This window comes from Vibrio atypicus, assembly GCF_009811315.1.
Taxonomy (GTDB): Bacteria; Pseudomonadota; Gammaproteobacteria; order Enterobacterales; family Vibrionaceae; genus Vibrio; species Vibrio atypicus.
Window position 1 is genome coordinate 204792 of the sequence record NZ_BLID01000008.1, and the last position, 25097, is coordinate 229888.

22 protein-coding genes are annotated in these 25097 nt (G+C 45.2%); 12 read left to right on the forward strand and 10 right to left on the reverse strand.

Features of this window, described 5'->3' with window-relative positions:
• Positions 1–200 precede the first annotated feature (200 nt).
• The gene (gene metJ, locus GVO60_RS17080; protein WP_038141179.1) at positions 201–521 is read left to right on the forward strand and encodes a met regulon transcriptional regulator MetJ; all 321 of its coding nucleotides are present in this window, start codon (positions 201–203) and stop codon (positions 519–521) included.
• A 124-nt stretch (positions 522–645) separates the two neighbouring features.
• On the opposite strand, the gene GVO60_RS17085 is transcribed toward metJ, so the two are convergent.
• Positions 646–1923, reverse strand: coding sequence for a malic enzyme-like NAD(P)-binding protein (locus GVO60_RS17085; RefSeq protein ID WP_159656175.1), 1278 nt, complete (start codon positions 1921–1923; stop codon positions 646–648).
• Positions 1924–2187: 264 nt separating this feature from the next.
• On the reverse strand, positions 2188–2406 hold the full coding sequence (gene rpmE / locus GVO60_RS17090) for a 50S ribosomal protein L31 (RefSeq protein WP_053410189.1): 219 nt from the start codon (positions 2404–2406) through the stop codon (positions 2188–2190).
• A gap of 324 nt (positions 2407–2730) precedes the next feature.
• Between rpmE and priA the strand changes: the two genes are divergently transcribed.
• The 6 genes from priA to GVO60_RS17120 all read left to right on the forward strand — a co-directional run bounded on the left by priA (position 2731) and on the right by GVO60_RS17120 (position 10626).
• Complete coding sequence (gene priA, locus GVO60_RS17095) at positions 2731–4932, forward strand: primosomal protein N' (RefSeq protein ID WP_159656177.1); 2202 nt, start codon at positions 2731–2733, stop codon at positions 4930–4932.
• Between the two features lie 353 nt (positions 4933–5285).
• Entirely contained in the window at positions 5286–6293 is a 1008-nt protein-coding gene (gene cytR, locus GVO60_RS17100; RefSeq protein WP_159656179.1) for a DNA-binding transcriptional regulator CytR, read from the forward strand.
• Between the two features lie 112 nt (positions 6294–6405).
• Positions 6406–6951, forward strand: coding sequence for a cell division protein FtsN (gene ftsN / locus GVO60_RS17105; RefSeq protein ID WP_159656181.1), 546 nt, complete (start codon positions 6406–6408; stop codon positions 6949–6951).
• Between the two features lie 127 nt (positions 6952–7078).
• Positions 7079–7624: an ATP-dependent protease subunit HslV gene (hslV, locus tag GVO60_RS17110; protein WP_159656183.1), complete on the forward strand. Its 546-nt coding sequence runs from the start codon at positions 7079–7081 to the stop codon at positions 7622–7624.
• A gap of 37 nt (positions 7625–7661) precedes the next feature.
• Positions 7662–8996, forward strand: a complete 1335-nt coding sequence (gene hslU / locus GVO60_RS17115; RefSeq protein ID WP_159656185.1) for an ATP-dependent protease ATPase subunit HslU — start codon at positions 7662–7664, stop codon at positions 8994–8996.
• Positions 8997–9222: 226 nt separating this feature from the next.
• Positions 9223–10626, forward strand: a complete 1404-nt coding sequence (locus tag GVO60_RS17120) for an SPFH domain-containing protein (protein WP_159656187.1) — start codon at positions 9223–9225, stop codon at positions 10624–10626.
• Positions 10627–10715: 89 nt separating this feature from the next.
• On the opposite strand, the gene frdD is transcribed toward GVO60_RS17120, so the two are convergent.
• From frdD to frdA, 4 genes are read right to left on the reverse strand one after another with little or no spacing between them, the layout of a single operon-like run.
• Positions 10716–11093, reverse strand: a complete 378-nt coding sequence (gene frdD / locus GVO60_RS17125; RefSeq protein WP_159656189.1) for a fumarate reductase subunit FrdD — start codon at positions 11091–11093, stop codon at positions 10716–10718.
• Between the two features lie 12 nt (positions 11094–11105).
• Positions 11106–11489 carry a fumarate reductase subunit FrdC gene (gene frdC / locus GVO60_RS17130; RefSeq protein ID WP_053441439.1) on the reverse strand — a complete coding sequence of 128 codons (384 nt, stop codon included), beginning with the start codon at positions 11487–11489 and terminating at the stop codon, positions 11106–11108.
• A gap of 1 nt (position 11490) precedes the next feature.
• Positions 11491–12255 carry a succinate dehydrogenase/fumarate reductase iron-sulfur subunit gene (locus tag GVO60_RS17135; protein WP_159656191.1) on the reverse strand — a complete coding sequence of 255 codons (765 nt, stop codon included), beginning with the start codon at positions 12253–12255 and terminating at the stop codon, positions 11491–11493.
• Positions 12255–14072 carry a fumarate reductase (quinol) flavoprotein subunit gene (gene frdA, locus GVO60_RS17140; RefSeq protein WP_159656193.1) on the reverse strand — a complete coding sequence of 606 codons (1818 nt, stop codon included), beginning with the start codon at positions 14070–14072 and terminating at the stop codon, positions 12255–12257. Before frdA ends, GVO60_RS17135 begins: the two co-directional genes overlap by 1 nt.
• A 436-nt stretch (positions 14073–14508) precedes the next feature.
• Here frdA and epmA point away from each other — a divergent pair, with 436 nt between their 5' ends.
• The 5 genes from epmA (at position 14509) to cysE (ending at position 18906) form a co-directional block, all read left to right on the forward strand.
• Positions 14509–15480: an elongation factor P--(R)-beta-lysine ligase gene (epmA, locus tag GVO60_RS17145; RefSeq protein ID WP_159656195.1), complete on the forward strand. Its 972-nt coding sequence runs from the start codon at positions 14509–14511 to the stop codon at positions 15478–15480.
• 290 nt (positions 15481–15770) lie between these two features.
• On the forward strand, positions 15771–16205 hold the full coding sequence (locus GVO60_RS17150; protein WP_159656197.1) for a rhodanese-like domain-containing protein: 435 nt from the start codon (positions 15771–15773) through the stop codon (positions 16203–16205).
• A 157-nt stretch (positions 16206–16362) separates the two neighbouring features.
• Positions 16363–16830 carry a protein-export chaperone SecB gene (gene secB / locus GVO60_RS17155; protein WP_159656199.1) on the forward strand — a complete coding sequence of 156 codons (468 nt, stop codon included), beginning with the start codon at positions 16363–16365 and terminating at the stop codon, positions 16828–16830.
• Between the two features lie 171 nt (positions 16831–17001).
• Positions 17002–18036, forward strand: a complete 1035-nt coding sequence (gene gpsA / locus GVO60_RS17160) for an NAD(P)H-dependent glycerol-3-phosphate dehydrogenase (protein ID WP_159656201.1) — start codon at positions 17002–17004, stop codon at positions 18034–18036.
• Between the two features lie 48 nt (positions 18037–18084).
• Positions 18085–18906 carry a serine O-acetyltransferase gene (gene cysE, locus GVO60_RS17165; RefSeq protein ID WP_159656203.1) on the forward strand — a complete coding sequence of 274 codons (822 nt, stop codon included), beginning with the start codon at positions 18085–18087 and terminating at the stop codon, positions 18904–18906.
• Positions 18907–18993: 87 nt separating this feature from the next.
• On the opposite strand, the gene GVO60_RS17170 is transcribed toward cysE, so the two are convergent.
• The 4 genes from GVO60_RS17170 to argE form a co-directional block, all read right to left on the reverse strand.
• Positions 18994–19806, reverse strand: a complete 813-nt coding sequence (locus GVO60_RS17170; protein ID WP_159656205.1) for a C13 family peptidase — start codon at positions 19804–19806, stop codon at positions 18994–18996.
• A 174-nt stretch (positions 19807–19980) separates the two neighbouring features.
• Complete coding sequence (locus tag GVO60_RS17175; protein ID WP_159656207.1) at positions 19981–20520, reverse strand: PadR family transcriptional regulator; 540 nt, start codon at positions 20518–20520, stop codon at positions 19981–19983.
• Positions 20521–20961: 441 nt separating this feature from the next.
• A complete protein-coding gene (gene ppc / locus GVO60_RS17180; protein WP_159656209.1) occupies positions 20962–23598 on the reverse strand; it encodes a phosphoenolpyruvate carboxylase in 2637 nt (878 codons plus the stop codon).
• Between the two features lie 274 nt (positions 23599–23872).
• Positions 23873–25009, reverse strand: a complete 1137-nt coding sequence (gene argE, locus GVO60_RS17185; RefSeq protein WP_159656211.1) for an acetylornithine deacetylase — start codon at positions 25007–25009, stop codon at positions 23873–23875.
• Positions 25010–25097: the final 88 nt, after the last annotated feature.

Below are 25097 nucleotides of genomic sequence, written 5' to 3' on the forward strand. Positions count from 1 at the left end.
GTGATGACAACTTGTAGGGAATAGTTTATACCTGTTTGATGTTAGATATATGTTATTCCTTCTCCATATCTGCCCACTTTACTTCTCATTTTTTGAGACGTCAACACTTCTAGACGTCTATATGTCTTTGCTTGTGGCCATAAATGCCGCTAAAATTACGGATTCTGGATTTAATCACGATGAATTATAAAAGGTGCGCAATGGCAGACTGGAATGGCGAATACATAAGCCCATACGCTGAACATGGAAAGAAAAGCGAACAAGTAAAGAAGATTACTGTTTCTATTCCATTGAAAGTATTAAAGGTATTAACAGATGAGCGTACACGCCGTCAGATTAATAACCTTCGCCATGCAACAAACAGCGAGCTATTGTGTGAAGCGTTTTTGCATGCTTATACCGGGCAACCTCTGCCAACGGATGAAGATTTACGTAAAGATCGCCCTGACGATATTCCAGCAGAAGTGAAAAAGTTGATGGAAGAGATGGGTATTGAATACGAAGCGTTCGACGAAGAATAACAATAATTGGCCTAGATGATCATTTAGGTAATCAACGCACCATTTTATTCGCTGAAGCCGATAGCTACAGAAACAAAAAAGCCGCTGATGAGATCAGTGGCTTTTTTATTGTGCTTAGGAAAGATTACGCTTCCATGTAGCCTTCTGGCATCTCGATGCGAGCAACACCAGAATCGACTGCTGCTTGAGCTACGGCTTTTGCAACGCGAGGAAGTAGACGTGGATCCATTGGCTTAGGAATAATGTAACCAGGACCAAACGCTAGACTTTCAACGCCTGCAGCTTTCAGTACTTCTGCAGGCACTTCTTCTTTTGCTAGTTGACGGATCGCATCAACCGCCGCCAGTTTCATTTCGTCATTGATTTCACTTGCGCGAACATCCAATGCACCGCGGAAAATGAATGGGAAACAAAGAACGTTGTTCACCTGGTTAGGGTAATCAGAGCGACCTGTACCCATGATAAGGTCGTCACGCACTTCATGAGCAAGTTCAGGTTTGATTTCTGGATCTGGGTTTGAACACGCGAATACAACAGGCTTGTCTGCCATCAACTTAAGTGACTCAGCTTGCAGTAGGTTAGGGCCAGATACACCTAAGAAGAGATCCGCACCTTCGATAACGTCTTCTAGAGTACGTTTGTCAGTGTTGTTCGCGAACAGCTGTTTGTATTCGTTCAGATCATCACGACGTGTATGAATTACCCCTTTGCGGTCAAGCATGTAGATCTTCTCACGCATTGCACCACACTTGATTAACAGTTCCATACACGCAACGGCTGCTGCGCCTGCGCCTAAACAAACGATGGTCGCTTCTTCTAGCTTTTTACCTTGCAGTTCAATGGCATTCAACATACCCGCTGCAGTAACAATGGCTGTGCCGTGTTGGTCATCGTGGAAGACTGGGACATCACAGCGTTCAATCAGTTGTTTTTCGATCTCAAAACAGTCAGGTGCTTTGATGTCTTCTAAGTTGATACCACCAAAGGTATCTGCGATGTTCGCAACGGTATCGACAAACTCTTCGATTGTGCGGTGTTTCACTTCAATATCGATGGAATCAAGACCAGCGAAACGTTTGAATAGCAGTGACTTACCTTCCATTACTGGCTTAGAAGCAAGAGGACCTAAGTTACCAAGACCAAGAATAGCTGTACCGTTAGAAATAACCGCGACCATGTTGCCTTTAGATGTGTACTTATAAGCATTGTCTGGGTTTTGCGCGATTTCACGGACTGGCTCCGCAACACCTGGGCTGTATGCTAGGGCAAGATCATTAGCGGTTTCTGCTGATTTAGTGAGCTCAACAGAAATTTTCCCCGGAGTTGGGTACGCGTGATAATCAAGAGCTTGCTGACGGAATTGCTCTTCAGGGGATAATTCTTGGTGGTTGTCGTCTGACATAGGTGTAGGTACTCGTTAATAATAATATGGAAAGGGGAAATCCATTCTAGAGTAACTAAGTCAAGCTGCAAAGGTCAGAATGCGACCCACGACGCCAAAAAGTGGGAAATGACTGGAGATAAGACCAGATGAAAAGAGATATAGCTGGCAAATGTCGGTTTGGTGAAAATAATCCCCTATTCTTATAGGGTTAGTTCGAAGCGTAAAATAGAAATAACAAAAAAGGACGCCTTAGCGTCCTTTTTTCCAATCAAGTCGAAGAAATTACTTCTTGCTTGAAAGAGCACCGAAACGCTTGTTGAAGCGATCAACACGGCCGCCTGTATCTACGATGCGTTGCTTACCAGTGTAGAATGGGTGACATTTGTCACATACGTCTAGGTGGATAGAATCTTTAGCTAGAGTTGAGTTGAACTCGAAAGAGTTACCGCAAGAACAAGTAGCTTTGATTGCTTTGTATTCTGGGTGGATACCAGTTTTCATGGGAGAACCTCAAATATGGGCCGTGTCGCTATCCGAGTCTAAGCCGGACACCACACGTAGTTAATAAAAAATTATCTTGGATACCGCTGCCCGGAGGCGAGCCATATCACTAAGGCGCGATATAGTAATGAATACCTGAGCTAGGATCAACCAATTTACCAAGAAAGTTGCTACTTTTTTAGCCTGATTTAGTCCTTATCGTCATATAGCAAATCGAGACGGCATTGACATGGCAAAATCTAGCAAGGCTCAGGGCTCTCTTTCTACTTTGGTCCTTTTCCCTTAGACTAGTTGGGTTCCTTTTTTTACTTCCTTATGGCTTGTATGCGACCAACGATTGCTCGAGTGGCTTTACCTGTTCCACTTGATAAACAGTTTGATTATCAGATTCCTGGACACCTTTTTCCTATTATAGGAGGTAGGGTTTCTGTGCCGTTTGGTCGTCAGACATTAGTTGGGATTGTGACGGCTTTAGTCAACCAGTCTGAGTTTGATTTCGATAAGCTAAAACCCATCAAGCAAGTTCTTGATAGCCAACCGGTATGGCCTGATTCGCTTTACTCTCTATTACTTTGGTGCAGCCAGTTTTATCAATATCCGCTTGGCGATACTTTGATGAATGCCATGCCAAGCGCCTTACGTAAAGGAAAGCCCGCTGACTTTTCAGCGCTCGTGGAATGGCAGCTGACTGCAAGTGGCAAAGATCAATTGATGCAAGGTTTTGGACGCGCGGTGAAGCAGGCCAAGGTGATGTATATGTTGGAAGCGGGATCCGTTCCGCATCAAGAGTTTGTCGATCAAGAGATTAGCTCCAGTGTCCTTAAAACCTTGGCTGAGAAAGGTTGGATTGAATCGCTAGAGAAGAAGCCAGTGGTTCGCGATTGGAGCCAAGATGTTGAAGCGCAAGTCGATAAACCTAAACTCAATACTGAGCAAGCTGTTGCCATTGCTACCGTTAATAGTACCCTAGAGTTTGGTTGCTTTCTTCTTGAAGGGGTTACTGGTTCAGGTAAAACCGAAGTCTATTTGAATCTCATAAAGCCAGTATTGGAGAAGGGAAGACAAGCTTTAGTCTTGGTCCCTGAGATTGGCTTAACTCCGCAGACCATCAACCGATTTAAGAAGCGTTTTAATGTGCCTGTTGAAGTGATTCACTCCGGGCTCAATGACACCGAACGCCTCAATGCTTGGCTTTCTGCGCGAGATAACGCTGCAGGTATCGTCATTGGTACGCGTTCGGCGCTGCTCACGCCCTTCCATGATCTGGGTATAATTATTGTTGATGAAGAGCATGACGCCTCTTATAAGCAGCAAGATAGCCTGCGATACCATGCGCGTGACGTGGCGGTCATGCGTGCTAATAAAGAGCAGATACCAATAGTGCTTGGTTCTGCGACGCCAGCATTGGAAACTCTACATAATGCGCTTTCAGGTAAATATCATCATCTCGTCTTATCCAAACGAGCGGGTAATGCGACGCCCACTACCAACAAAGTGCTCGATATTAAAGGGTTGTATTTAGAGAGTGGACTTTCTTCGCCTTTAATTGCTGAAATGCGCAAGCACCTTCAGGCGGGTAACCAGGTGATGTTGTTCCTCAATCGTCGCGGCTTCTCTCCGGCCTTGATGTGTCATGAATGTGGTTGGATTGCAGAATGTAAACGTTGCGATGCCTATTATACTTACCATCAGTACAGCAATGAGATTCGCTGCCACCATTGCGGATCACAGCAGCCAACCATTCATCAGTGCCAAGGGTGCGGTTCTAGCCACCTAGTGACGGTTGGAGTTGGCACCGAGCAACTTGAAAACCAGTTGGCGGATCTGTTTCCTGAATACAAAACCATTCGTATTGATCGCGATAGCACTCGTCGAAAAGGCAGCTTAGAGAGCGCCTTAGCCTCGATTCGTAACGGGGAATACCAGATTCTTATCGGCACCCAGATGTTGGCTAAGGGGCACCATTTTCCTGATGTGACGCTGGTGGGGCTGCTTGATGTCGATGGCTCGCTATACAGCAGTGACTTTCGCGCTTCTGAACGTTTAGCTCAGTTGTTTATCCAAGTCGCGGGCCGTGCTGGTCGCGCGAGTAAGCCGGGTGAGGTGGTGCTTCAAACTCACCATCCAGAACATAGCTTGCTTGAAGCGCTACTGACGAAAAGCTACCGTGACTTTGCAGAAACCGCATTACAAGAACGAAAAATGGCGATGCTGCCGCCTTTCTCATTTTTGACTCTTTTCCGGGCTGAAGCGAATAATAGTGATCACGTAGAAGACTTCCTGCGCCAAGTGCGTCATACACTGGAAGCCCACCCACTGTTTGATAATTACTGTCAGGTATTAGGCCCGACGCCAGCGCCTCTTGCGAAACGAGCCGGTAAATATCGCTGGCAGTTGTTACTACAAACACAAAATCGCTCAACGATGCAGCGTTTGTTATCTAGCGCAAAGCCTGCAATTCAATTGCTCCCGAGTGCAAAAAAAGTTCGCTGGACGCTCGATATTGAACCGCAAGACTTAAGCTAATAATTAACCAAACGGAGCGCTAGTCTGTTAATTTTGGCTAGTTTGACTGTTACAAATAATTAATGAGTTGCACTTTTTTCATTTATTTGTGATTGAGATCTAGTTTGCCCTGTCCGTTTTGTTAAATCTCCCGTAACTTTGTGTTCTGAAATGAATAAACTAGTCCAAGTATTACTTTAATCGAAGTATTTGATTGTAGTAGGTTAAACGTTTGCTTAGCGCAGATGGACGATAAGAATGGGTAATAGCCCATCACCAACATACATTTTGCCGTTTTCGCAAGGTGTATCGTTCAGCAAGGTTTAGGTGGCACAACCGCTACCAATTTTAGAAATTGAAGAGGGTAAAATTTTATGGCGACAATGAAGGATGTTGCCCAGCTAGCAGGAGTTTCGACGGCGACGGTTTCAAGAGCGCTGATGAACCCAGAAAAGGTATCTTCCGCAACTAGGAAGCGAGTTGAAGATGCTGTGCTAGAAGCTGGATATTCACCAAACTCTTTGGCGCGCAACCTGCGTCGGAATGAATCTAAAACCATCATTGCGATTATTCCTGATATCTGTGACCCGTATTACACAGAGATCATTCGTGGTATTGAAGATGCTGCAATGGAGCATGGTTATATTGTGTTACTTGGTGACAGCGGTCAGCAGAAAAAGCGTGAAAGCTCTTTTGTAAACCTTGTCTTTACTAAGCAAGCTGACGGTATGCTATTACTTGGCACGGACTTGCCATTTGATGTGAGTAAACCAGAACAGAAAAACCTACCACCTATGGTTATGGCATGTGAATTCGCACCTGAACTTGAGCTGCCTACTGTTCATATCGATAACTTAACATCGGCATTTGAAGCGGTGAATTACCTGACTCAAATGGGGCACAAACGTGTGGCACAGATTTCAGGTCCAGAGACAGCTACACTGTGTCAATTCCGACATCAAGGTTATCAGCAGGCGTTGCGCCGTGCGGGAATCACGATGAATCCAAATTATTGCACTTATGGTGACTTTACATTCGAATCGGGCGCAAAAGCGATTCGTCAGTTGTTGTCACTGTCTGAGCCACCAACCGCTGTTTTCTGTCATAACGATGCGATGTCGATTGGTGCTATCCAAGAGGCGAAGAAGCTTGGTTTACGTGTTCCCCAAGATCTTTCTGTGGTTGGTTTTGATGATATTCAGTTTGCCCAATACTGCGATCCACCGTTAACAACGATTTCTCAGCCTCGCTATGAGATTGGTCGTCAAGCGATGCTAATGATGTTGGAGTTATTGCGTGGACATGACGTAAGAGCGGGTTCGCGCTTACTCGAAACAAAACTGGTTGTGCGTGAGAGTGCTGCACCACCGAGAGTTCTTTAGTTTAGTGATATAAGCGGCGCATTTTGATGCGCCGCTTCCATTTCAGCGCTGTCATCGAATGCTAATCTGGATTAACATGTTGTCAGTAGTAATAAACAATTGATGTACAACAGTGGCAAACAGAGATTATGTAAAACGTGGTCGAGGGAACAGCGGGCGAAAACCTGCAAGTAAAAAAGCAGCTCCTCGAAGAAAACCATGGCGCAGTGGATTGATTGCAATCCTATTAGTCGGCGTATTTGGCTACGGTCTATATACGTTGAGCAATGATCCTGAACCACCAGCGCCAGTTGTTGAAACCAAGCCAAAACCGAAACCAAAGCCTAAAGCGACCTTACCACCGCCACCGGAAGAGAAGTGGGATTACGTCGATACCTTGCCAAGCCGTGAAATAGAGGTGAAGGCAAAAGAGCAAGTGGTTTCCGAGATTCCTTATGTGATGCAGTGTGGCGCGTACAAAAATGCGCAGCAAGCTGAAGCACGTAAGCTTGATATCGCTTTCCAAGGAATAAAGAGCAAAATCCGCAAGAAAGAGGGCAGCAGCTGGTATCGCGTGGTACTAGGACCTTACAAATTTAAGCGTGATGCAGAGCGAGATAAACATAAACTGCAACGTGCCAAGATTGAACCTTGTGCGATTTGGAAAGAAACGCAATAAGAATAACAAAACGAACCTTTCGGGGTTCGTTTTTCGTTTCTATCTCTGCTCCATTCCCTTGAATTCCTCTATCTATAACCTCATATACTTTTAACACTGAGATTAAAATAACTATGAGGCCCTACTCGTGACTACCATTGTATCTGTACGTCGAAATAACAAAGTCGTCATCGCTGGTGATGGACAAGTATCTCTGGGTAACACAGTAATGAAGGGCAATGCGCGCAAAGTGCGTCGCCTCTACAACAATAAAGTACTGGCTGGCTTTGCTGGTGGTACAGCAGACGCTTTCACCTTGTTTGAAAAGTTTGAGAGCAAACTGCAAATGCACCAAGGTCATTTAACTAAAGCAGCGGTAGAGCTTGCGAAAGATTGGCGCAGTGATCGCGCACTACGTAAGTTAGAAGCCTTGCTTGCGGTTGCTGACGAAACGGCATCACTTATCATCACGGGTAACGGTGATGTGGTTCAGCCAGAAAACGATCTGATTGCGATTGGTTCTGGTGGTAACTTTGCACAAGCTGCAGCGACAGCGCTACTTGAAAATACAGAATTAGATGCACGTGACATCGCAGAAAAATCACTGACTATTGCAGGTGATATTTGTGTGTTCACTAACCATCACCACACTATTGAAGAACTAGAAATCCCAGCGGACAAAACTGCTGAATAACCAAAGATAGTGGCAAACAAATTTAAGGAAATTGATTATGTCTGAAATGACTCCTCGCGAAATTGTTCATGAACTAAACCGCCATATCATTGGTCAGGAAAACGCGAAACGCTCGGTAGCGATTGCTCTACGTAACCGCTGGCGCCGTATGCAGCTTGAAGAGAGCTTACGTGTAGAAGTAACACCAAAAAACATTCTGATGATCGGCCCAACAGGTGTGGGTAAAACCGAGATCGCTCGTCGTCTAGCTAAGCTAGCAAATGCCCCTTTCATCAAGGTAGAAGCGACTAAGTTTACTGAAGTTGGCTACGTGGGTAAGGAAGTGGAAACCATCATCCGTGATCTGACGGATGTGGCAATCAAAATGACCCACCAGCAAGCGATGGAAAAAGTAAAGTTCCGCGCAGAAGAGCAAGCAGAAGAGCGTATCCTTGATGCACTACTACCGCCAGCTCGCGATGCTTGGGGTCAAAACGAACAGCAAGATGATACTTCTTCAAATACGCGTCAAATCTTCCGTAAGAAATTGCGTGAAGGCAAGCTTGATGACAAAGAGATCGAAATCGATGTCGCTGCGCCGCAAATGGGTGTAGAGATCATGGCGCCTCCAGGTATGGAAGAGATGACCAATCAGCTACAAGGCATGTTCCAAAACCTTGCCGGTGACACGAAGAAGAAGCGCAAGCTAAAGATTAAAGATGCGTTTAAAGCGCTGTCTGAAGAAGAAGCGGCGAAGCTGGTGAATCAAGAAGAGCTTAAAGAGCAAGCGATCTACAACGTTGAAAACAACGGTATCGTATTTATCGATGAGATCGACAAAATCTGTAAGCGCGGTGAAAGCTCTGGCCCAGATGTGTCTCGTGAAGGTGTTCAGCGTGACCTACTGCCTCTGATTGAAGGTAGCACAGTGTCGACTAAGCACGGCATGGTGAAAACAGACCACATCCTATTTGTTGCATCAGGCGCATTCCAAGTGGCTAAGCCATCGGATCTAATCCCTGAGCTACAAGGTCGTCTGCCAATTCGTGTTGAGCTAGAAGCGCTTTCAAGCAATGACTTCAAACGTATCCTAACTGAGCCTAAAGCGTCTCTAACAGAGCAATACGTTGCACTAATGAAGACCGAAGAAGTGGATGTTGAGTTTACTGAAGACGGTATTACTCAGATCGCAGAAGCGGCCTGGACAGTGAACGAAACTACGGAAAACATTGGTGCTCGACGCCTGCATACTGTGATGGAACGCTTGATGGATGAGATTTCATTTGAAGCAACAGACAAAGCGGGCGCGAAGTTAACGATTGACGCTGAGTATGTGAAAGACAAACTGGGCGACACGATTGAAGATGAGGACCTAAGTCGTTTTATTCTTTAATCGACAATTTATTTTATCAAGCCGACCGAATGGTCGGCTTTTTTGTCTCCTTAATTCATAAATAAGATTTTTATATATTTCGGAAAAATCATGTTTATTTTGTGAATCTTTCGATTATTCCTAAGTTAAATGTTTTGTTACATTTATAAATGTTGATGAGCTTCTTTATAACATTTTGTTTTTATTTGGTTTTGAGAACCCTCATTCAACACAAAGGAGAATTAGAATGAACGATTTGGGCTTAGGACAAACTTCGAAGGTGGAACAGCGTCGTCAGATGTTACACCGAGGAATTAAAGCGGCAGTATTTGGTGTGCCGTTACTCGCATTGGGCTTAACAATTAATAGCTCAGTCTTAATGACTGACGCAGGTTACAGCTACGTACACCAAAATAACATTACTGGCGAATTGGATGTGTTCACCGAACCTGGGATTCACTTCCGAATGCCGTTTCTTTCCAAGATCACTCAGTATGATCAAGTTATTACTGTGTCATTTGGTAACAGCAAAGGTGAAGACTTTTATCAACGCCTTGACCCAGTACAAGTGCGATTTGCAGATACCTACATAGGTCAAATACCGGTGACGTTTCGTTTCAAGCTCAGCAACGATCCTGAAGCGGTTAAGAAAATGCATAGAGAATTTCGCAATAACAGTAACCTTATTGATGCGCTTTTAGTAAAGAATGCACGTAACGTGACTGTCATTACCGCAACTCAGTACACAGGGGAAGAGTTTTTCCAAGGTGGTTTGAATCAATTCAAATCAAAACTTGGTGATCAGCTGCGCGACGGCATCTACACCACAGAGCGTCGTCAGGTGGAAGTGGAGCAGCTAGATCTCGCGCCAGTGGGTGTCGATCAGTCGAATGCCAATCAGCTGCAACGTACGAATCAGCTCGTTTGGAAAACAGTGCCTGTGGTGGACGAAAGTGGCCAACCTGTTCGACAGGATAATCCATTACAACAATATGGAATTCAAGTGACGCAGGTGACTATTGGCGATCCTCAACCTGAGAAGCAGCTTGATCAACTATTAGCTGATAAAAAGCGTTTAGTGGCCGACCGCATCCGTGCAATACAGGAGCAAGAAACATCTAAGGCACAGGCGGAAACCGAGCAGCTTCGTAAAGAAATTCAGCGAACTCGTGAAGTTCAAGATGCGCAGCGTCAGAAAGAACTGGCTATTATCTCTCAACAGAAAGAGGTTGAAGTCGCAAGGCAAATTGCTGAGCGAGAAATTGTTGAAGTCGAGAAGACCAAACGCTTAGCTGAAGTGGACAAAGAGAAAGAGTTAGCGATTGCCGAAGCAAACCTAGCGATTCAGCAAGCGAATGCTTTATCGGCAGAATTTGAAGCGAAAGCGATTCTAGAGAAAGGTCGAGCTGAGGCTGAAGTATTAAAAGCGAAGTACGCTGCGTTGGGCGCTAACCGCGAAGTCTATTTAGCAGAATTAAACCGAGATGTTGCAAACTCTCTCTATAGTAACCTGCAAAACTTCCAAGTTCAGATGCCACAAAATTACATCGGTGGTAGTGACGAAACTGGTCTAAAAACCAACTTGGATGTGATTACAGGATTTGGCGCATTAGGCTTAATGGACCAAACAAAGAAGGTGGCGCAGCAATAGGAACATGGGTAACCCAAAGCACTGAGAGCTTTGTAAAATAAAAAGAGGCTGATAGATACTATCAGCCTCTTTTTTACTTCAGTTAGTCTCTAAATCATGAAGATAAAGATAACCGCTAGCGCTGAGATTAAACCAGCAAAAGCGTAGCATGCCACTTTACCAACCACACCTGTGTGGAATTTCAGGTCGTGCATGCCGTGATGTACACGGTGCATTGCGTGCCACATTGGTAGAGCTAGCGTACCAATGATAAACAGTGCACCGATGATGCTAGTTGCAAACTCAGACACACGCTCGTAGCTAAGTGCTTCTGCGTTAATCACGCCCAGTGGTACTAGTACGCCAAGCACTAAGATAGTGATTGGAGTAATCATCGCAAACCAAGTACCGCCAGCGCCAAATAGGCCCCACCAGATTGGCTCATCTGAACGTTTCGGAGCTCTATCAACAGAGTAATTAGGTTTCATCGTTAACGCTCCTTACACCACGACTAAGACGATTAGTGAAATAAATGCCACGGCAGCCCATTGAGTTAGCACAATAATCTTTTTGTCTACTGGCTTACCTTTTAGGCGAATTGGCATAACTTGCGGCATCATGCTAAAGAAAGTCTGAGCATGAAGCAGACTACCAGCGAGTGCCACGATGTTAATCGCGATGATCACTGGGTTAGCCATGAAGTTTAGCCAGGTTTGCCACGCTTCAGGCCCTTTCACTAATGAGCCTAAACCGAAGGTTAGGAACAGTGTGAATAGGATCAATGGCAGTACGGTGGCTTCACGCAGCATGTAGAAGCGGTAAAACGGATGATTTTTCCACCAAGTACGTTTTACTTCACGAACGTAAGGTTTACGGTTACTCATCTTACGCCTCCTCTGCTGTTTTCGTTGGTGTGCCGTCAGGCTTGAACATTGAGATAACGAAGTCCATTGAAGACTCAACTTTACCTTGGTTTACTGCTGCTGCAGGGTCTACGTTCTTAGGACATACGTCTGAACAGTAACCAACAAACGTACAGCCCCAGGCACCGTTTTCACCATTAATTAGCGCCATACGTTCAGATTTACCGTTGTCGCGGCTATCTAGGTTGTAACGGTGCGCAAGCGTTAATGCTGCAGGACCGATAAACTCAGGGTTTAGACCGAACTGAGGACATGCCGCGTAACAAAGGCCACAGTTGATACAACCAGCGAACTGTTTGTATTTTGCCATCTGCTCAGGCGTTTGTAGGTTCGTGCCATCTTCAGGTTTACGGTCATTACCAATGATGTAGGGTTTGATCGCTTCAAGACGTTCGATGAATGGCGTCATATCCACAATCAAGTCTTTCTCGATTGGGAAGTTAGCTAGCGGCTCAATTTTCACGCCATCTGGGTAATCACGTAGGAAACTCTTACATGCAAGCTTCGGCACACCGTTAACCATGATGCCGCAAGAACCACAGATCGCCATGCGACAAGACCAACGGTAAGATAGGTCTTTATCTAGGTTATCTTTGATGTAACCAAGTGCATCAAGCGTTGACATAGTTTCATCAAACGGCACTTCAAAGGTTTGAAAATGCGGTTCTGCATCTTGCTCTGGGTCGTAACGCAGAACTTCTACTTTTTGGATGCGATTCGCTGACATTATGCTTGCTCCTCTGCTTTCTTCTCTGCCGCTTTAGCCGCTTCTTCTGCTGCCGCTTTTTCTGCTGCTTCACCATATAGACGTGCTTTTGGTTGAGATTTAGTAATCTTCACGCTGCTGTAGTCGATACTTGGTGCTGAATCTTCTTTGAAGAAGGCCAGAGAGTGTTTCAGGAAGTTCACGTCATCACGCTCAGTGCAGTTGTCATCAAGACGCTGGTGCGCACCGCGAGACTCTTTGCGCAATATTGCTGAGTGAACCATAGCTTCAGCAACTTCAAGGCCGTAGCCCACTTCGATAGCGTACAGAAGGTCAGTGTTGAACACTTTGCCTTTGTCTTTGATGCTGATGTTTTTGTAGCGTGCTTTTAGCTCAGTGATCTTATCGATCGTAGCTTGCATCAGATCTTCTTGGCGGTAGATACCACAGCCAGCTTCCATGGTGTGACCCATTTCAGTGCGGATATCAGCCCAGTTTTCATCACCTTCTTGGTTCATCAGTGCTGCGATGCGCTCTTCAACCGCTTTTACTTGAGCCGCGATAGACTCTTCGTTCCAGCCTTTGAATTCTGCTGCGCGTTTCACCGCTTGTTCACCAGCAACGCGGCCGAATACCACAAACTCAGCCAGTGAGTTAGAACCTAGGCGGTTTGCACCGTGAAGACCAACTGAAGCACACTCACCGACAGCAAATAGACCTTTAATACGCGTTTCACATTCGCCGTTAGTTTCAATACCACCCATGGTGTAGTGAACAGTAGGGCGAATTGGAATTGGCTCTTTTGCTGGGTCAACGTTCACGTACGCTTTCGCTAGTTCACAGATAAACGGTAGACGCTCTTGCAGGTACTCTTCACCTAGGTGGCGAAGGTCTAGGTGTACGACGTCACCAAGAGGGTGCTTGATGGTGTTGCCTTTCTGCTGTTCGTGCCAGAAAGCTTGAGAAACCTTGTCACGTGGACCCAGTTCCATATATTTGTTCTTCGGCTGGCCAACTGGAGTTTCAGGGCCCATGCCGTAATCTTGTAGGTAACGGTAGCCATTCTTGTTAACGATGATACCGCCTTCACCACGACAACCTTCGGTCATCAGGATACCTGTACCAGGAAGACCCGTTGGGTGGTATTGAACGAACTCCATATCACGTAGGGGAACGCCGTGACGGTAAGCCATCGCCATGCCGTCGCCTGTTACGATACCGCCGTTGGTATTACAGTGGTAAACACGACCTGCGCCACCTGTTGCCAATACAACTGATTTTGCTTTGATGGTAACTAATTCACCTTCTGACATGTGAATCGCGATAAGGCCTTGAACCTCGCCTTCATCAACAAGTAGATCCACCACGAAATACTCATCAAAACGTTTGATGTTGTCGTATTTCATTGATGTCTGGAATAGGGTGTGAAGCATGTGGAAGCCGGTTTTATCGGCTGCGAACCAAGTGCGCTCAACTTTCATACCGCCAAAGCGACGTACGTTGACTTCACCGTTCTCTTTACGACTCCATGGGCAGCCCCATTGCTCCATTTGGATCATTTCGCGAGTCGCGTTTTCTACAAAGTATTCAACAACGTCCTGTTCACATAGCCAGTCACCACCGCCAACAGTATCGTTAAAGTGGTTGTCTAGGCTATCTTCATCCTTGATAACTGCTGCTGAGCCGCCTTCCGCTGCGACTGTGTGAGAACGCATTGGATAAACTTTAGAAATCAGAGCAACTTCTAAGTCAGGGTTTGCTTCAGCTGCTGCAATAGCAGTGCGAAGACCAGCGCCGCCTGCGCCGATCACTGCGATATCTGTGGTGATAATCTGCACAGTTATCCTCCAGTGTGAAATTGCGGAATTATCCGCTTGTTATAATTAAATGGGGTAATTCCCCAAAAGTGGTAGGGTTAGTTTAGAAGAGCTTTTTTGGAGAAAAATTGATGTAGTCAGGTTTTTGCTCCGGTAATGCATATAAGAGCATAAAATTTATAGATTATGTGACTACAATCACGGCAGGGAATGTTTCGCTATCTCGCTTTGCCTAGGAGTTTGTTAAGTGGCTGTTGCATAACATTGCTCTCATTGATAATAGGGTTAATGGTGGGTGATTTTTGTACTGTGGTACGTGGAATGCTTGCTTCAGTTTTGACCGTTATTAGTTATTATTTACGGCTTCAGTGTATGAGGATATTTCGACTATTTGGCTAGGCAATATTCGATAAACTTGATATTTTCCGGCTCTAGATACCGATGAAGAGAATATGCAATGAATAGTGATTGGCAACCTACCGCTTCGATTGAGCAACTTCGCCAACGTGCAAAGCTATTAAATAGCATTAGACAGTTTTTCGCAGAGCGAGACGTATTAGAAGTCGATACGCCAGCAATGAGCCACGCCACTGTGACGGATGTTCATTTGCATACCTTTCAAACTGAATTTGTGGGCCCAGGCTACGCGGATGGCAGCAAGCTTTATTTTATGACTAGCCCAGAATTTCACATGAAGCGACTTTTGGCAGCCGGAAGTGGGTGTATCTATCAGATCAACAAAGCATTTCGTAATGAAGAGAATGGCCGCTACCACAACCCAGAATTTACCATGCTCGAGTGGTATCGCGTCGGGTTTGATCACCATAAGCTCATGGACGAAATGGACCAATTGCTGCAACGAGTACTTGAATGTGACGAGGCTGAGCGTATGACCTATCAGCAAGCGTTTATCAAGGTGCTTGGAGTGTGTCCGCTTGAAGGTTCTATGGATGAACTGAAAGTGGTGGCAGGTGAGCTTGGGTTAAGTGATATCGCAGAGCCAGAACAAGATCGTGATACCTTATTACAACTGCTGTTTAGTATTGGTGTAGAAGCAAAGATTGGCCAAACTGTGCCAGCGTTCGTCTATGACTTTCCGGCCTCACAAGCGGCATTGGCGAAGATCAATCAACAAGACCCACGCGTCGCTGATCGCTTTGAGGTGTACTTCAAAGGCATTGAGCTAGCGAACGGCTTTCATGAACTTGATAACCCACAAGAGCAACTGAAACGTTTTGAAGAGGACAACGTAAAACGAATCGAAATGGGTTTGTCCCCTCAACCTATCGATCATCATTTGATCGCTGCTCTTCAGTCTGGTTTACCAGAGTGTGCTGGAGTCGCGCTAGGTATTGATCGGTTAATCATGTTGGCGATCGGCTGCGATCATATCGATCAAGTTACGGCATTTCCGTTTCCTAGAGCATAGAGAAATGTGTAATAGATTCCTATTCTGCGTGTAATTGACTCGCTTAGGCATCTTAACCTCGCTATACTTCGAGTCTGAATTTTTAGCCTAAAGTCGCTATACCCTTCATATTTGAAGCTGCAAGCGTTGTTGACGGCGTCAATTCACCGGATCGCCGGGCCGCCCTAATCACATAGAAGATCTATGCTAGTGGGGCCGAATTGACTTGTCGCCTAGCTGCAACTCCAACTATTTTGGTTATACATTCTTCATATTTGAAGTGGCGGCTTTATCATCAAAGAGCACAGGACATGCAAGAGTACATCGCATTTTTTCAAGAGAACATGATTCTTTCTCTGGTATGGGTGGGTTTATTAGTCGCCCTTATTATGAATATCGTAAAGTCTGCGACAGCAGCTTATAAAGAGATCTCAGCAAACGAAGTTACCACTCTTATGAACCGTGAAAATGGTGTGGTTGTTGATATTCGTGCGAAGGATGAATACCGCAAAGGTCATATTACCGATGCAGTTCACATTTTGCCGTCTGATATTAAAGCCGGTAACTTCGGTAGCCTTGAAAACCGTAAATCTGACCCAATCATCGTAGTATGTAAGACAGGTCAAACTGCTCAAGAAAGCGCTAATCTACTAGCGAAAGCAGGCTTTGAAAAAGTAAACATGCTGAAAAACGGCTTAGTTGCTTGGAACGAAGCGAACCTACCTTTAGTGAAAGGTAAAAAGTAATTTCTTAGCGAATACTTGCAGCGCTGATTGAAAAGTCAGCGTTTGACGGAGAGAGATGTGAAGGCTTCCACGAAATTGTGCGTAAACCTAGTCATAGCAAGCTCTCTCGGTTAGTCTCAAAACAGACTTAATATTCAAGGATTAAAGGATTTTTAAAATGGCTGAAGCAGCACCGCAACAAGAAGCTCAAAACTTCGCAATTCAACGTATCTTCCTAAAAGATGTTTCATTCGAAGCGCCTAACTCTCCAGATATGTTCCAAAAAGAGTGGAACCCAGATGTAAAGCTGGACCTAGATACGCAAAGCCGTGAGCTAGGTGAAGGTGTTTATGAAGTTGTTCTTCGTCTAACTGTAACGGTTAAAAACGCTGAAGAAACAGCTTTCCTATGTGAAGTTCAACAAGGCGGTATTTTCACAGCTGATAAGATGGAAGCAGGTCAACTAGCACACTGCCTAGGTGCTTTCTGTCCAAACATCCTATTCCCATACGCTCGTGAAACTATCTCAAGCCTAGTTGTTAAAGGTACGTTCCCTCAGCTAAACCTAGCACCAGTTAACTTTGATGCTCTGTTTATGAACTACCTACAGCAACAAGCTCAGGCTGAAGGCCAAGCGGAAGCTTAATTCACTGACTCTGATTTTTCAGGGCAGTAATAAAATGCACAGAGCATCCAATATCATGATGCACTGTGCATTTTTTGTTTAAATGGACCAGAGTTTATTGGTCAGTATCTAAATGCAATTTGGCTACTTACTACTGGATTCTAGTCAATTACACGACAATCAGGCGGAACAATGACAGATAAAAATATGGCCAATGCCTACGGTAAAGAGATTTCTATGACGGTGCTTGGTGCTGGTTCATACGGTACTTCTTTGGCGATCTCTTTGGCACGTAATGGTGCGAATGTTGTAATTTGGGGCCACGATCCAGAGCATATGGCTCGACTAGAAAAGGATCGTGCCAATCATGAATTCTTACCTAATATTGATTTCCCTGAGTCACTCATCGTGGAATCAGACCTAGAGAAAGCGGTGCAAGCGAGCCGTGACCTTCTGGTTGTCGTACCAAGCCATGTGTTTGGTATTGTATTGAATAACGCTAAACCATTCCTACGTGAAGATACCCGCATCTGCTGGGCAACCAAAGGCCTAGAGCCTGAAACGGGTCGCTTACTGAAAGAAGTCGCTAATGATGCTTTAGGTGAGGGGTATTCACTGGCCGTTTTATCTGGCCCAACCTTTGCGAAAGAGCTCGCGATGGGGATGCCGACAGCGATTTCGGTTGCTTCGCCAGATGCTGAATTTGTTGCCGATCTTCAAGAAAAGATCCACTGCAGCAAGACTTTCCGTGTTTACGCTAACAGTGACTTCATTGGTATGCAGCTTGGCGGTGCCGTGAAAAACGTGATTGCGATTGGTGCAGGTATGTCGGATGGTATGGGTTTTGGTGCCAATGCCCGTACAGCATTAATCACTCGTGGTCTTGCAGAAATGAGCCGCTTAGGTGCAGCTCTAGGCGCGCAACCAGAGACCTTTATGGGTATGGCGGGTCTAGGTGATCTCGTTTTGACTTGTACAGACAACCAATCGCGCAACCGCCGCTTTGGTTTAGCTCTGGGTCAAGGTAAAGATGTGGATACGGCACAAGAAGAAATCGGTCAAGTGGTTGAGGGTTACCGTAACACCAAAGAGGTCTTTTTGTTGGCTGAACGTGTTGGTGTTGAGATGCCAATTGTTGACCAAATTTATCAAGTATTGTATCAAGGAAAGGATGCACGTTTGGTTGCGAAGGATCTTCTTGCTCGTGATAAGAAAGCAGAAGCATAAAGCCGTCGAGAGAAATTGTATCTAGCGGATTGGATACTAGGAAGTCACATGAAACATTGCGAAAAACAGAAAGTCTGGAAAGCGATTGTGCGCGAAGCACGTGAGCTTTCTGAGCAAGAGCCAATGCTAGCAAGCTTTTATCATGCCACCATCATTAAGCATGATAGTTTAGCGTCAGCCTTGAGCTACATCCTTGCTAATAAGTTAAATACAGCTTCAATGCCAGCAATGGCAGTACGTGAAGTGGTCGAAGAGGCATTTAATGCTGATCCATCGATTACCGAAGCAGCGGCTTGTGACATCTGCGCAACAGTGAACCGAGATCCAGCGGTTGCTATGTACTCTATGCCGTTGCTTTATCTTAAAGGCTATCACGCCCTTCAAGGCTATCGAGTGGCGAATTGGCTTTGGAAGCAAGGCCGTATAGCGCTTGCGACTTACTTACAGAATCAAATTTCAGTCGCGTGTCAGGTTGATATTCACCCAGCAGCGCGCATTGGTCGTGCGATCATGCTTGACCATGCTACTGGTATCGTTATCGGTGAAACGGCGGTGGTCGAGAATGATGTATCCATACTGCAGGATGTGACCTTAGGTGGTACAGGTAAAGAGTGCGGTGATCGTCACCCGAAAATTCGTGAAGGTGTGATGATTGGTGCTGGCGCGAAGATTTTAGGTAATATCGAAGTCGGTGAGGGCGCTAAAATTGGCTCTTGTTCTGTGGTATTGCAAGCTGTACCAGCCCATACAACTGTCGCGGGTGTACCGGCTAAAATCGTCGGTCGCCCGAAAACCGATAAGCCATCGCTTGATATGGACCAACAGTTTAACGGTAAGTCACAAAGCTTTATTGGCGGTGACGGTATCTAGATTACTGAGTGCTAGGTAGAAATAATAATGCCAGTTGTTATTACAACTGGCATTTTTGTTTTTAGAGCTTAGGTCAACACACCCTAGTTATAAGTCCATTAACGAAAGCTGATCGTCAATCGGCTTAGCGCTTTGATACATAGGGTTGGAGTTATCATAGCCAAGCTTGTTCTCTTTGATGGTGACCTCTTGTTTGGCATCAAGGAAAGCTTCAAAGAAGGAATGGGTTCGAGTTAGGTTATTTTTAAAAAATGCCTCGCCAAAGAAAGTAAACTCTGCAGTATTAGTACAACCAAATGAAGGCTGGTAAGGGTCAGCAGCGGTGATGACTAATGTGTTAAGGTCAGCCAGCTCTTTTACGAAGCTGCCAGAGAAACAAGCAGATACCACAACGACACGCCATTTTATCTGTGACTCATCCAGTATGGTTTTTAGCTCATTTGGTGAGATAGTTTCATTGTGGTTTGGACCGAAACTCGCGCTTAAGCCATATCGATACTCACCATGACCTGTTAGGAAAAGAAACAGCACATCTCGCTCGCGATCCATCTGCTGGCCAATGTTATTCAAGCTTGTTGCAAGATTGGTTGAAGTAGCCATTGGATAGCTATCTTGAGTTTTCTTGTTGTTGATTAACAGCAGAGAGCGGCCCTGAGTATCAAACTTACTGTCAAATAGCTTCTGGACGTAAGTGACTTCTTTCATAAATACGTCTTGGTAAGCGTTAGCGGCAAAACCAACGAAATACATATCAACTTTATCCGCCGACTGGGGCACTAATTGGGTGCTTTGCTGCGACACCATGGCTGGCTGTGCATCTAGTAGGGCTTGGTTTGCACAACCGGTTAAGAGTAAGCAAAAGATGAAGAGAATTGATGAAGGGAATTTAAGCCGCGACATAGACAGATCCTTGTATGTGATATAGTGTGCATAATGGCGTGGTTACAGGCTAAATTCTGTTGGGTTTTATAAACTTGCGAGAGATTTCAAAAACAAATGCGGTTAGTCGGAATGTCATACAAAAAAACCGAGCTGTTTAGCTCGGTTTGTTATTTCTGAGTACATTAATGGCGATTAAGCCAATGCAGTGAGTTCTTCTAGAACTTCATCAGCCCATTGTATCCATGCTTGACGGATCAACAGGTTGCGGCGAAGTGTCAGGCGCTCAAGGCGTTGCTGCTTATCCAGTGTTGATGACGTAGAGTAGTAGGCGCTTTCTATTTCTTGATAGTGTGCTACAAGTTTACGAGATTCTTCAACAAGCTCTGCTAATTGCACTCGGTATGGCGCTGATGGTTGAACAGAACAAGCCATCAATTTCGCAGAAAACTCATCACGGACGGTTGGGTGTGCAGTTGGTTGATCGAACCACTCTCCTAATGCAGTACGGCCGGCATCAGTAATAGAGTAAACTTTACGGTCAGGTTTGCCTTCTTGAGGTTCAAGGACGCAGGTTACTAGCTCATTCTGAGCCATCTTGTTGAGTTCGCGATATACTTGCTGGTGGCTTGCTTTCCAGAAGTAACCGATAGTTGCTGAAAATTCTTTGGTGATATCGTAGCCAGTTGCATCGCGTGTGCTTAGAACTGTTAGGATAACGTGTGGTAATGACATGTCTTCAATCCAAATGGTCAATAAACTTCAAATAAAACTGCTTAGTTCCTGTGTGCTTCTATGGCACTTATAATCAGAAAGATACCCGTGGGTATGGTTAAGCAGCGCCAACTAATATGTTGGCCATGTCACCTTAAAAGCCGTTTATCACCTAGATCGATACACATTGGAATCGAGGAAACTACATGGTGGAATTATTATATATACATGTAGCGAACGAGTAGTATATCTAAATAATAAGCATAAAGTGGAATAGAAGGACAAAATAAACCAAAAAACTGATAATTTTCTCAATAATTAGAAAATATAGGGATATATTCTGCAGTTTGGTTCTAATTGTCCGTCTGGTGGTTTGAGTTGTTGGTAAAGTCTGTTTACTTAGATGGGAATAAAAAAAGGCTAGCGAACGCTAGCCTTATTAAAATAAGAGTCTGGTTGCGATTAACCCGTGTTACGCATACCGGCCGCAATACCTGCTATGGTGACCATCAAGGCTTCTTCAAGCTCATCTGTTGAAGCATCTTCACTTTGTCGCGTGCGATAAAGCAGTTCAGCTTGCAGCATGTTCAATGGCTCAACGTAAATGTTACGTAGACGAATCGATTCAAGGCCCCATGGGTCGCTTTGCATCAAGTTCTCATTGTTCTCTACAGCCAGTACAGCTTTGATATCTTCTTGCAGTTGAGCTCGTAGACGATCACCCAATGGCAGTAACTCTGGATCCGCTAGGCGTTCATCGTAGTAGCGAGAGATCTCAAGGTTACACTTGGTGTACACCATCTCTAACATACCTAGACGTGTCGAGAAGAATGGCCATTCACGACACATCTCTTCTAATAGCGCTTGATGACCTTTGTCGACAGAGTATTGGATCGCTTCACCTGCACCTAACCAAGCTGGAAGTACCAAGCGGTTTTGGCTCCATGAGAAGATCCAAGGGATAGCACGTAAACTTTCTACACCACCATTTGGGTTACGCTTCGCAGGGCGTGAACCAAGCGGTAATTTACCCAATTCCAGTTCAGGCGTTGCTTGGCGGAAGTAAGGAACGAAATCTGGTTCGCCACGTACAACGCTACGGTATGCTTCACAGCTCACCTCGGAGAGTACGTTCATCAAATCACGCCACTCTTGTTTCGGCTCTGGTGGTGGCAGTAGGTTCGCTTCCAAGATCGCACTTGCGTATAAGTTGAAGCTGTTTACGGCAACTTCTGGCAGGCCAAGCTTAAAGCGTATCATCTCACCTTGCTCGGTTACACGTAGGCCGCCTTTCAAGCTCTTTGGTGGCTGAGAAAGTAGTGCTGCGTGTGCTGGTGCACCACCTCGACCAATCGTACCGCCTCGGCCGTGGAATAGTGTTAGCTCAACGCCTTCTTCTTCAGCGACTTTCACTAAAGATTCCATTGCGTGGTACTGCGCCCAACCTGCCGACATAACGCCAGCATCTTTTGCTGAGTCAGAATAGCCGATCATCACCATTTGGTGGTTCTGAATAAAGCCACGGTAAAGGTCGATACCCATAAGTTGCTTGATCACTGACTCTGCGTTGTTCAAATCTTCTAGCGTTTCAAACAGTGGGCAGACATCCATGCGATACGGACAGCCAGATTCTTGTAGCAGTAGGTGAACAGCCAGCACATCCGATGCGGTGCGAGCCATTGAAATTACGTAAGCACCAAATGCTTCACGAGGTTGAGCGGCGACAATCTTACACGTATCAAGTACTTCTTTGACGGGCTCTGATGGTTCCCAATCACGCGGTAATAGAGGACGCTTTGACGCTAATTCATTAGTTAGGAAAGCAACCTTGTCTTGCTCGCTCCATTGGTCGTAATCACCGATACCAAGGTAACGAGTCAGCTCTGAAAGCACATCTGAATGGCGAGTACTTTCTTGGCGAATATCGAGGCGAACTAGGTGCACGCCGAATGCTTTGATGCGGCGTAGTGTATCGAGTAGAGAGCCGTCAGCAATGATGCCCATGCCACACTCATGCAATGACTGGTAACACGCGTAAAGAGGTTCCCAAAGCTGCTCAATTCGCTGAAGAGGCGCTTTCACTGCCAGCTTTTGGCCGTGAATTTTAGCGTCCAGAATCTCTTTGGTTTCGTTCAGTAGTGTACGAAGTTCTTTAAGAACGGCACGGTATGGTTCGTGCTCATCTTCACCTGCCAATGCACGAATCTTGTCATTACATTTGGTCATGGAGAGTTCACTAACTAACTCATTGACATCATTGAGGTAAAGATCAGCAGCCTTCCAACGAGAAAGTAGCATCACTTCACGGGTGATCTTATGAGTCACAAACGGGTTACCGTCACGGTCTCCACCCATCCAAGAGGAGAAGTGAACTGGGCGCGCATCAATCGGTAGGCCTTCGCCTAGATAATCTTTTAGGCGGCCATCCATTTCACGTAAGAAATCTGGTACGGCTTCCCATAATGAGTTTTCAACAACCGCAAAGCCCCACTTTGCTTCATCAAGTGGCGTTGGGCGCTGTTTACGGATGGTATCTGAATGCCAGCTTTGTGCGATAAGCTGCTCAAGACGACGCTCTGTTTTCGCTCGCTCTTTTACTGATAGATCACCGAGCTCAAGTTTAGATAGGCACTCATTGATTTTAACAAGCTTGTTAATCATGGTGCGTCGGGTGATTTCAGTTGGGTGAGCGGTGAGCACTAACTCAATGTTCAGTTCACGAACCGCTTGAGCAGTATCCAGTTTGCCAATGTCATTTTGGCTCAACTTAGAGAAAAGGCTATTTAGAGCATCTGGTTCACAGACATGAGCATCACAATGACGAGAAATTGTGTGGTACTGCTCTGCCATATTGGTCAGGTTGAGGAATTGGTTGAATGCGTGAGCAACAGGGGTAAGCTGCTCATTCGGTAGATTTTTGATTTCCTCAATCAGGCTTTCTCTGTCTGCTTGATTTCCTGCTAGGGCGGACTTAGAAAGTTTACGAATCGTTTCGACTTTCTCTAGTAGTTCCTCACCATGCGCATCCTTGATGGTGTTGCCTAACAAGTGTCCGAGCATGCTTACATTGCTTCGGAGAGCAGAGTATTTCTCATTCATTGTCATCCTGCCTTGTAAAAAAATTACATCCAATGTTCTTTTGTTCAACAGACAATCTAGCTAAAAATGCTGCCCGGAGTCAATTAACGCATGCAAAGTTTGCAAATATTGTGCAAAGGAATGTAAAGCTATTTTCGTTATGTGATTGACTAATTATGTTGAAACTTTATTACAGAATGGGACTGGTAGGTCGGTTTTTCCTGTTAGAGGTGGAGTCTCTATATTCAAAAAGGGTTGGCGTACGACACCAACCCTTTTCACAGATAACTAGGCACTAAAAACAATACTTATGCATTGCCTTCGACAAGATATTGATTGTCGGGTCGATAAATTCAAATGCCAAGAACTCATCAGGTTGGTGTGCTTGATCTATTGAGCCAGGGCCAAGAACAAGCGTTGGGCAGAGTTCTTGTATGAATGGCGCTTCTGTACAGTAGTTGACGGTTTGTGAGTCGATACCACAAATCTCTTCTACCCCACCAATGAATGGGTGGTCATGTTGGCACTCATATCCTGGGATTGGCTCATGCAGTGGCGTAATTTCAATTCGGCCTGGCCATTTGGCTTCCACTTCGTTGAGCGCTCCACGTAACATATTGTCCAAACCATCTAAGCTAATGCCAGGCAGTGGGCGCACATCATAATGAAGCTCACAGCAACCACAGATGCGGTTTGCACTGTCACCGCCATGAATATGACCAAGGTTGAGGGTTGGACTTGGGATCGCAAATCCAGGGTGGTGATATTCCTTAATAAGTTTGTCACGAAGCTGCATTAACGCAAACAGCACCTCATGCATGATCTCGATTGCATTCACGCCAAGAGCTGGATCGGAAGAGTGCCCTGATTTACCTGTTACACGCACTGCATTGGCAACATGACCTTTGTGGCCGCGAATCGGTACTAGGCTAGTCGGTTCACCAATAATGCAGTAGTCCGGTTTAAAGGGAGCGTTTTCAGTAAAGTGACGTGCACCCAGCATGGTGGTTTCTTCATCACAGGTCGCAAGTATATAAAGCGGCTTGGTCTGTTTACTCCAGTCTACTTTCTTTACTGCTTCAATAATAAAGGCAAAAAAACCTTTCATATCCGCCGTACCTAGACCATAGAAGCGGTTGTTTGCTTCAGTCAGAGCGTGTGGGTCAAAGTTCCATCGTCCCTCATCAAATGGAACAGTATCACTGTGACCTGCAAGTAACAGCCCGCCTTCGCCACTGCCTTTTTTGGCGATTAGATTAAATTTGTTTGGTTCGACTTCGGTGACTTCGACACTAAAGCCGACATCCTTTAACCAGCCTGCCAGCTTTTCAATCACTTGTGCGTTACCTTCATCCCAACTCGGGTCAGTTGAGCTGATCGATGAGGTAGAAATTAGGCCTTGATAGACCTCTTTAAAACTCGGTAATTGCATATTTAGTTTGCTTTCCCTGTTGACATAAATCAATTTAGAAGGTAAAACACATAATAAATCACTTTTAATGAATAAAAAACCGATAAAA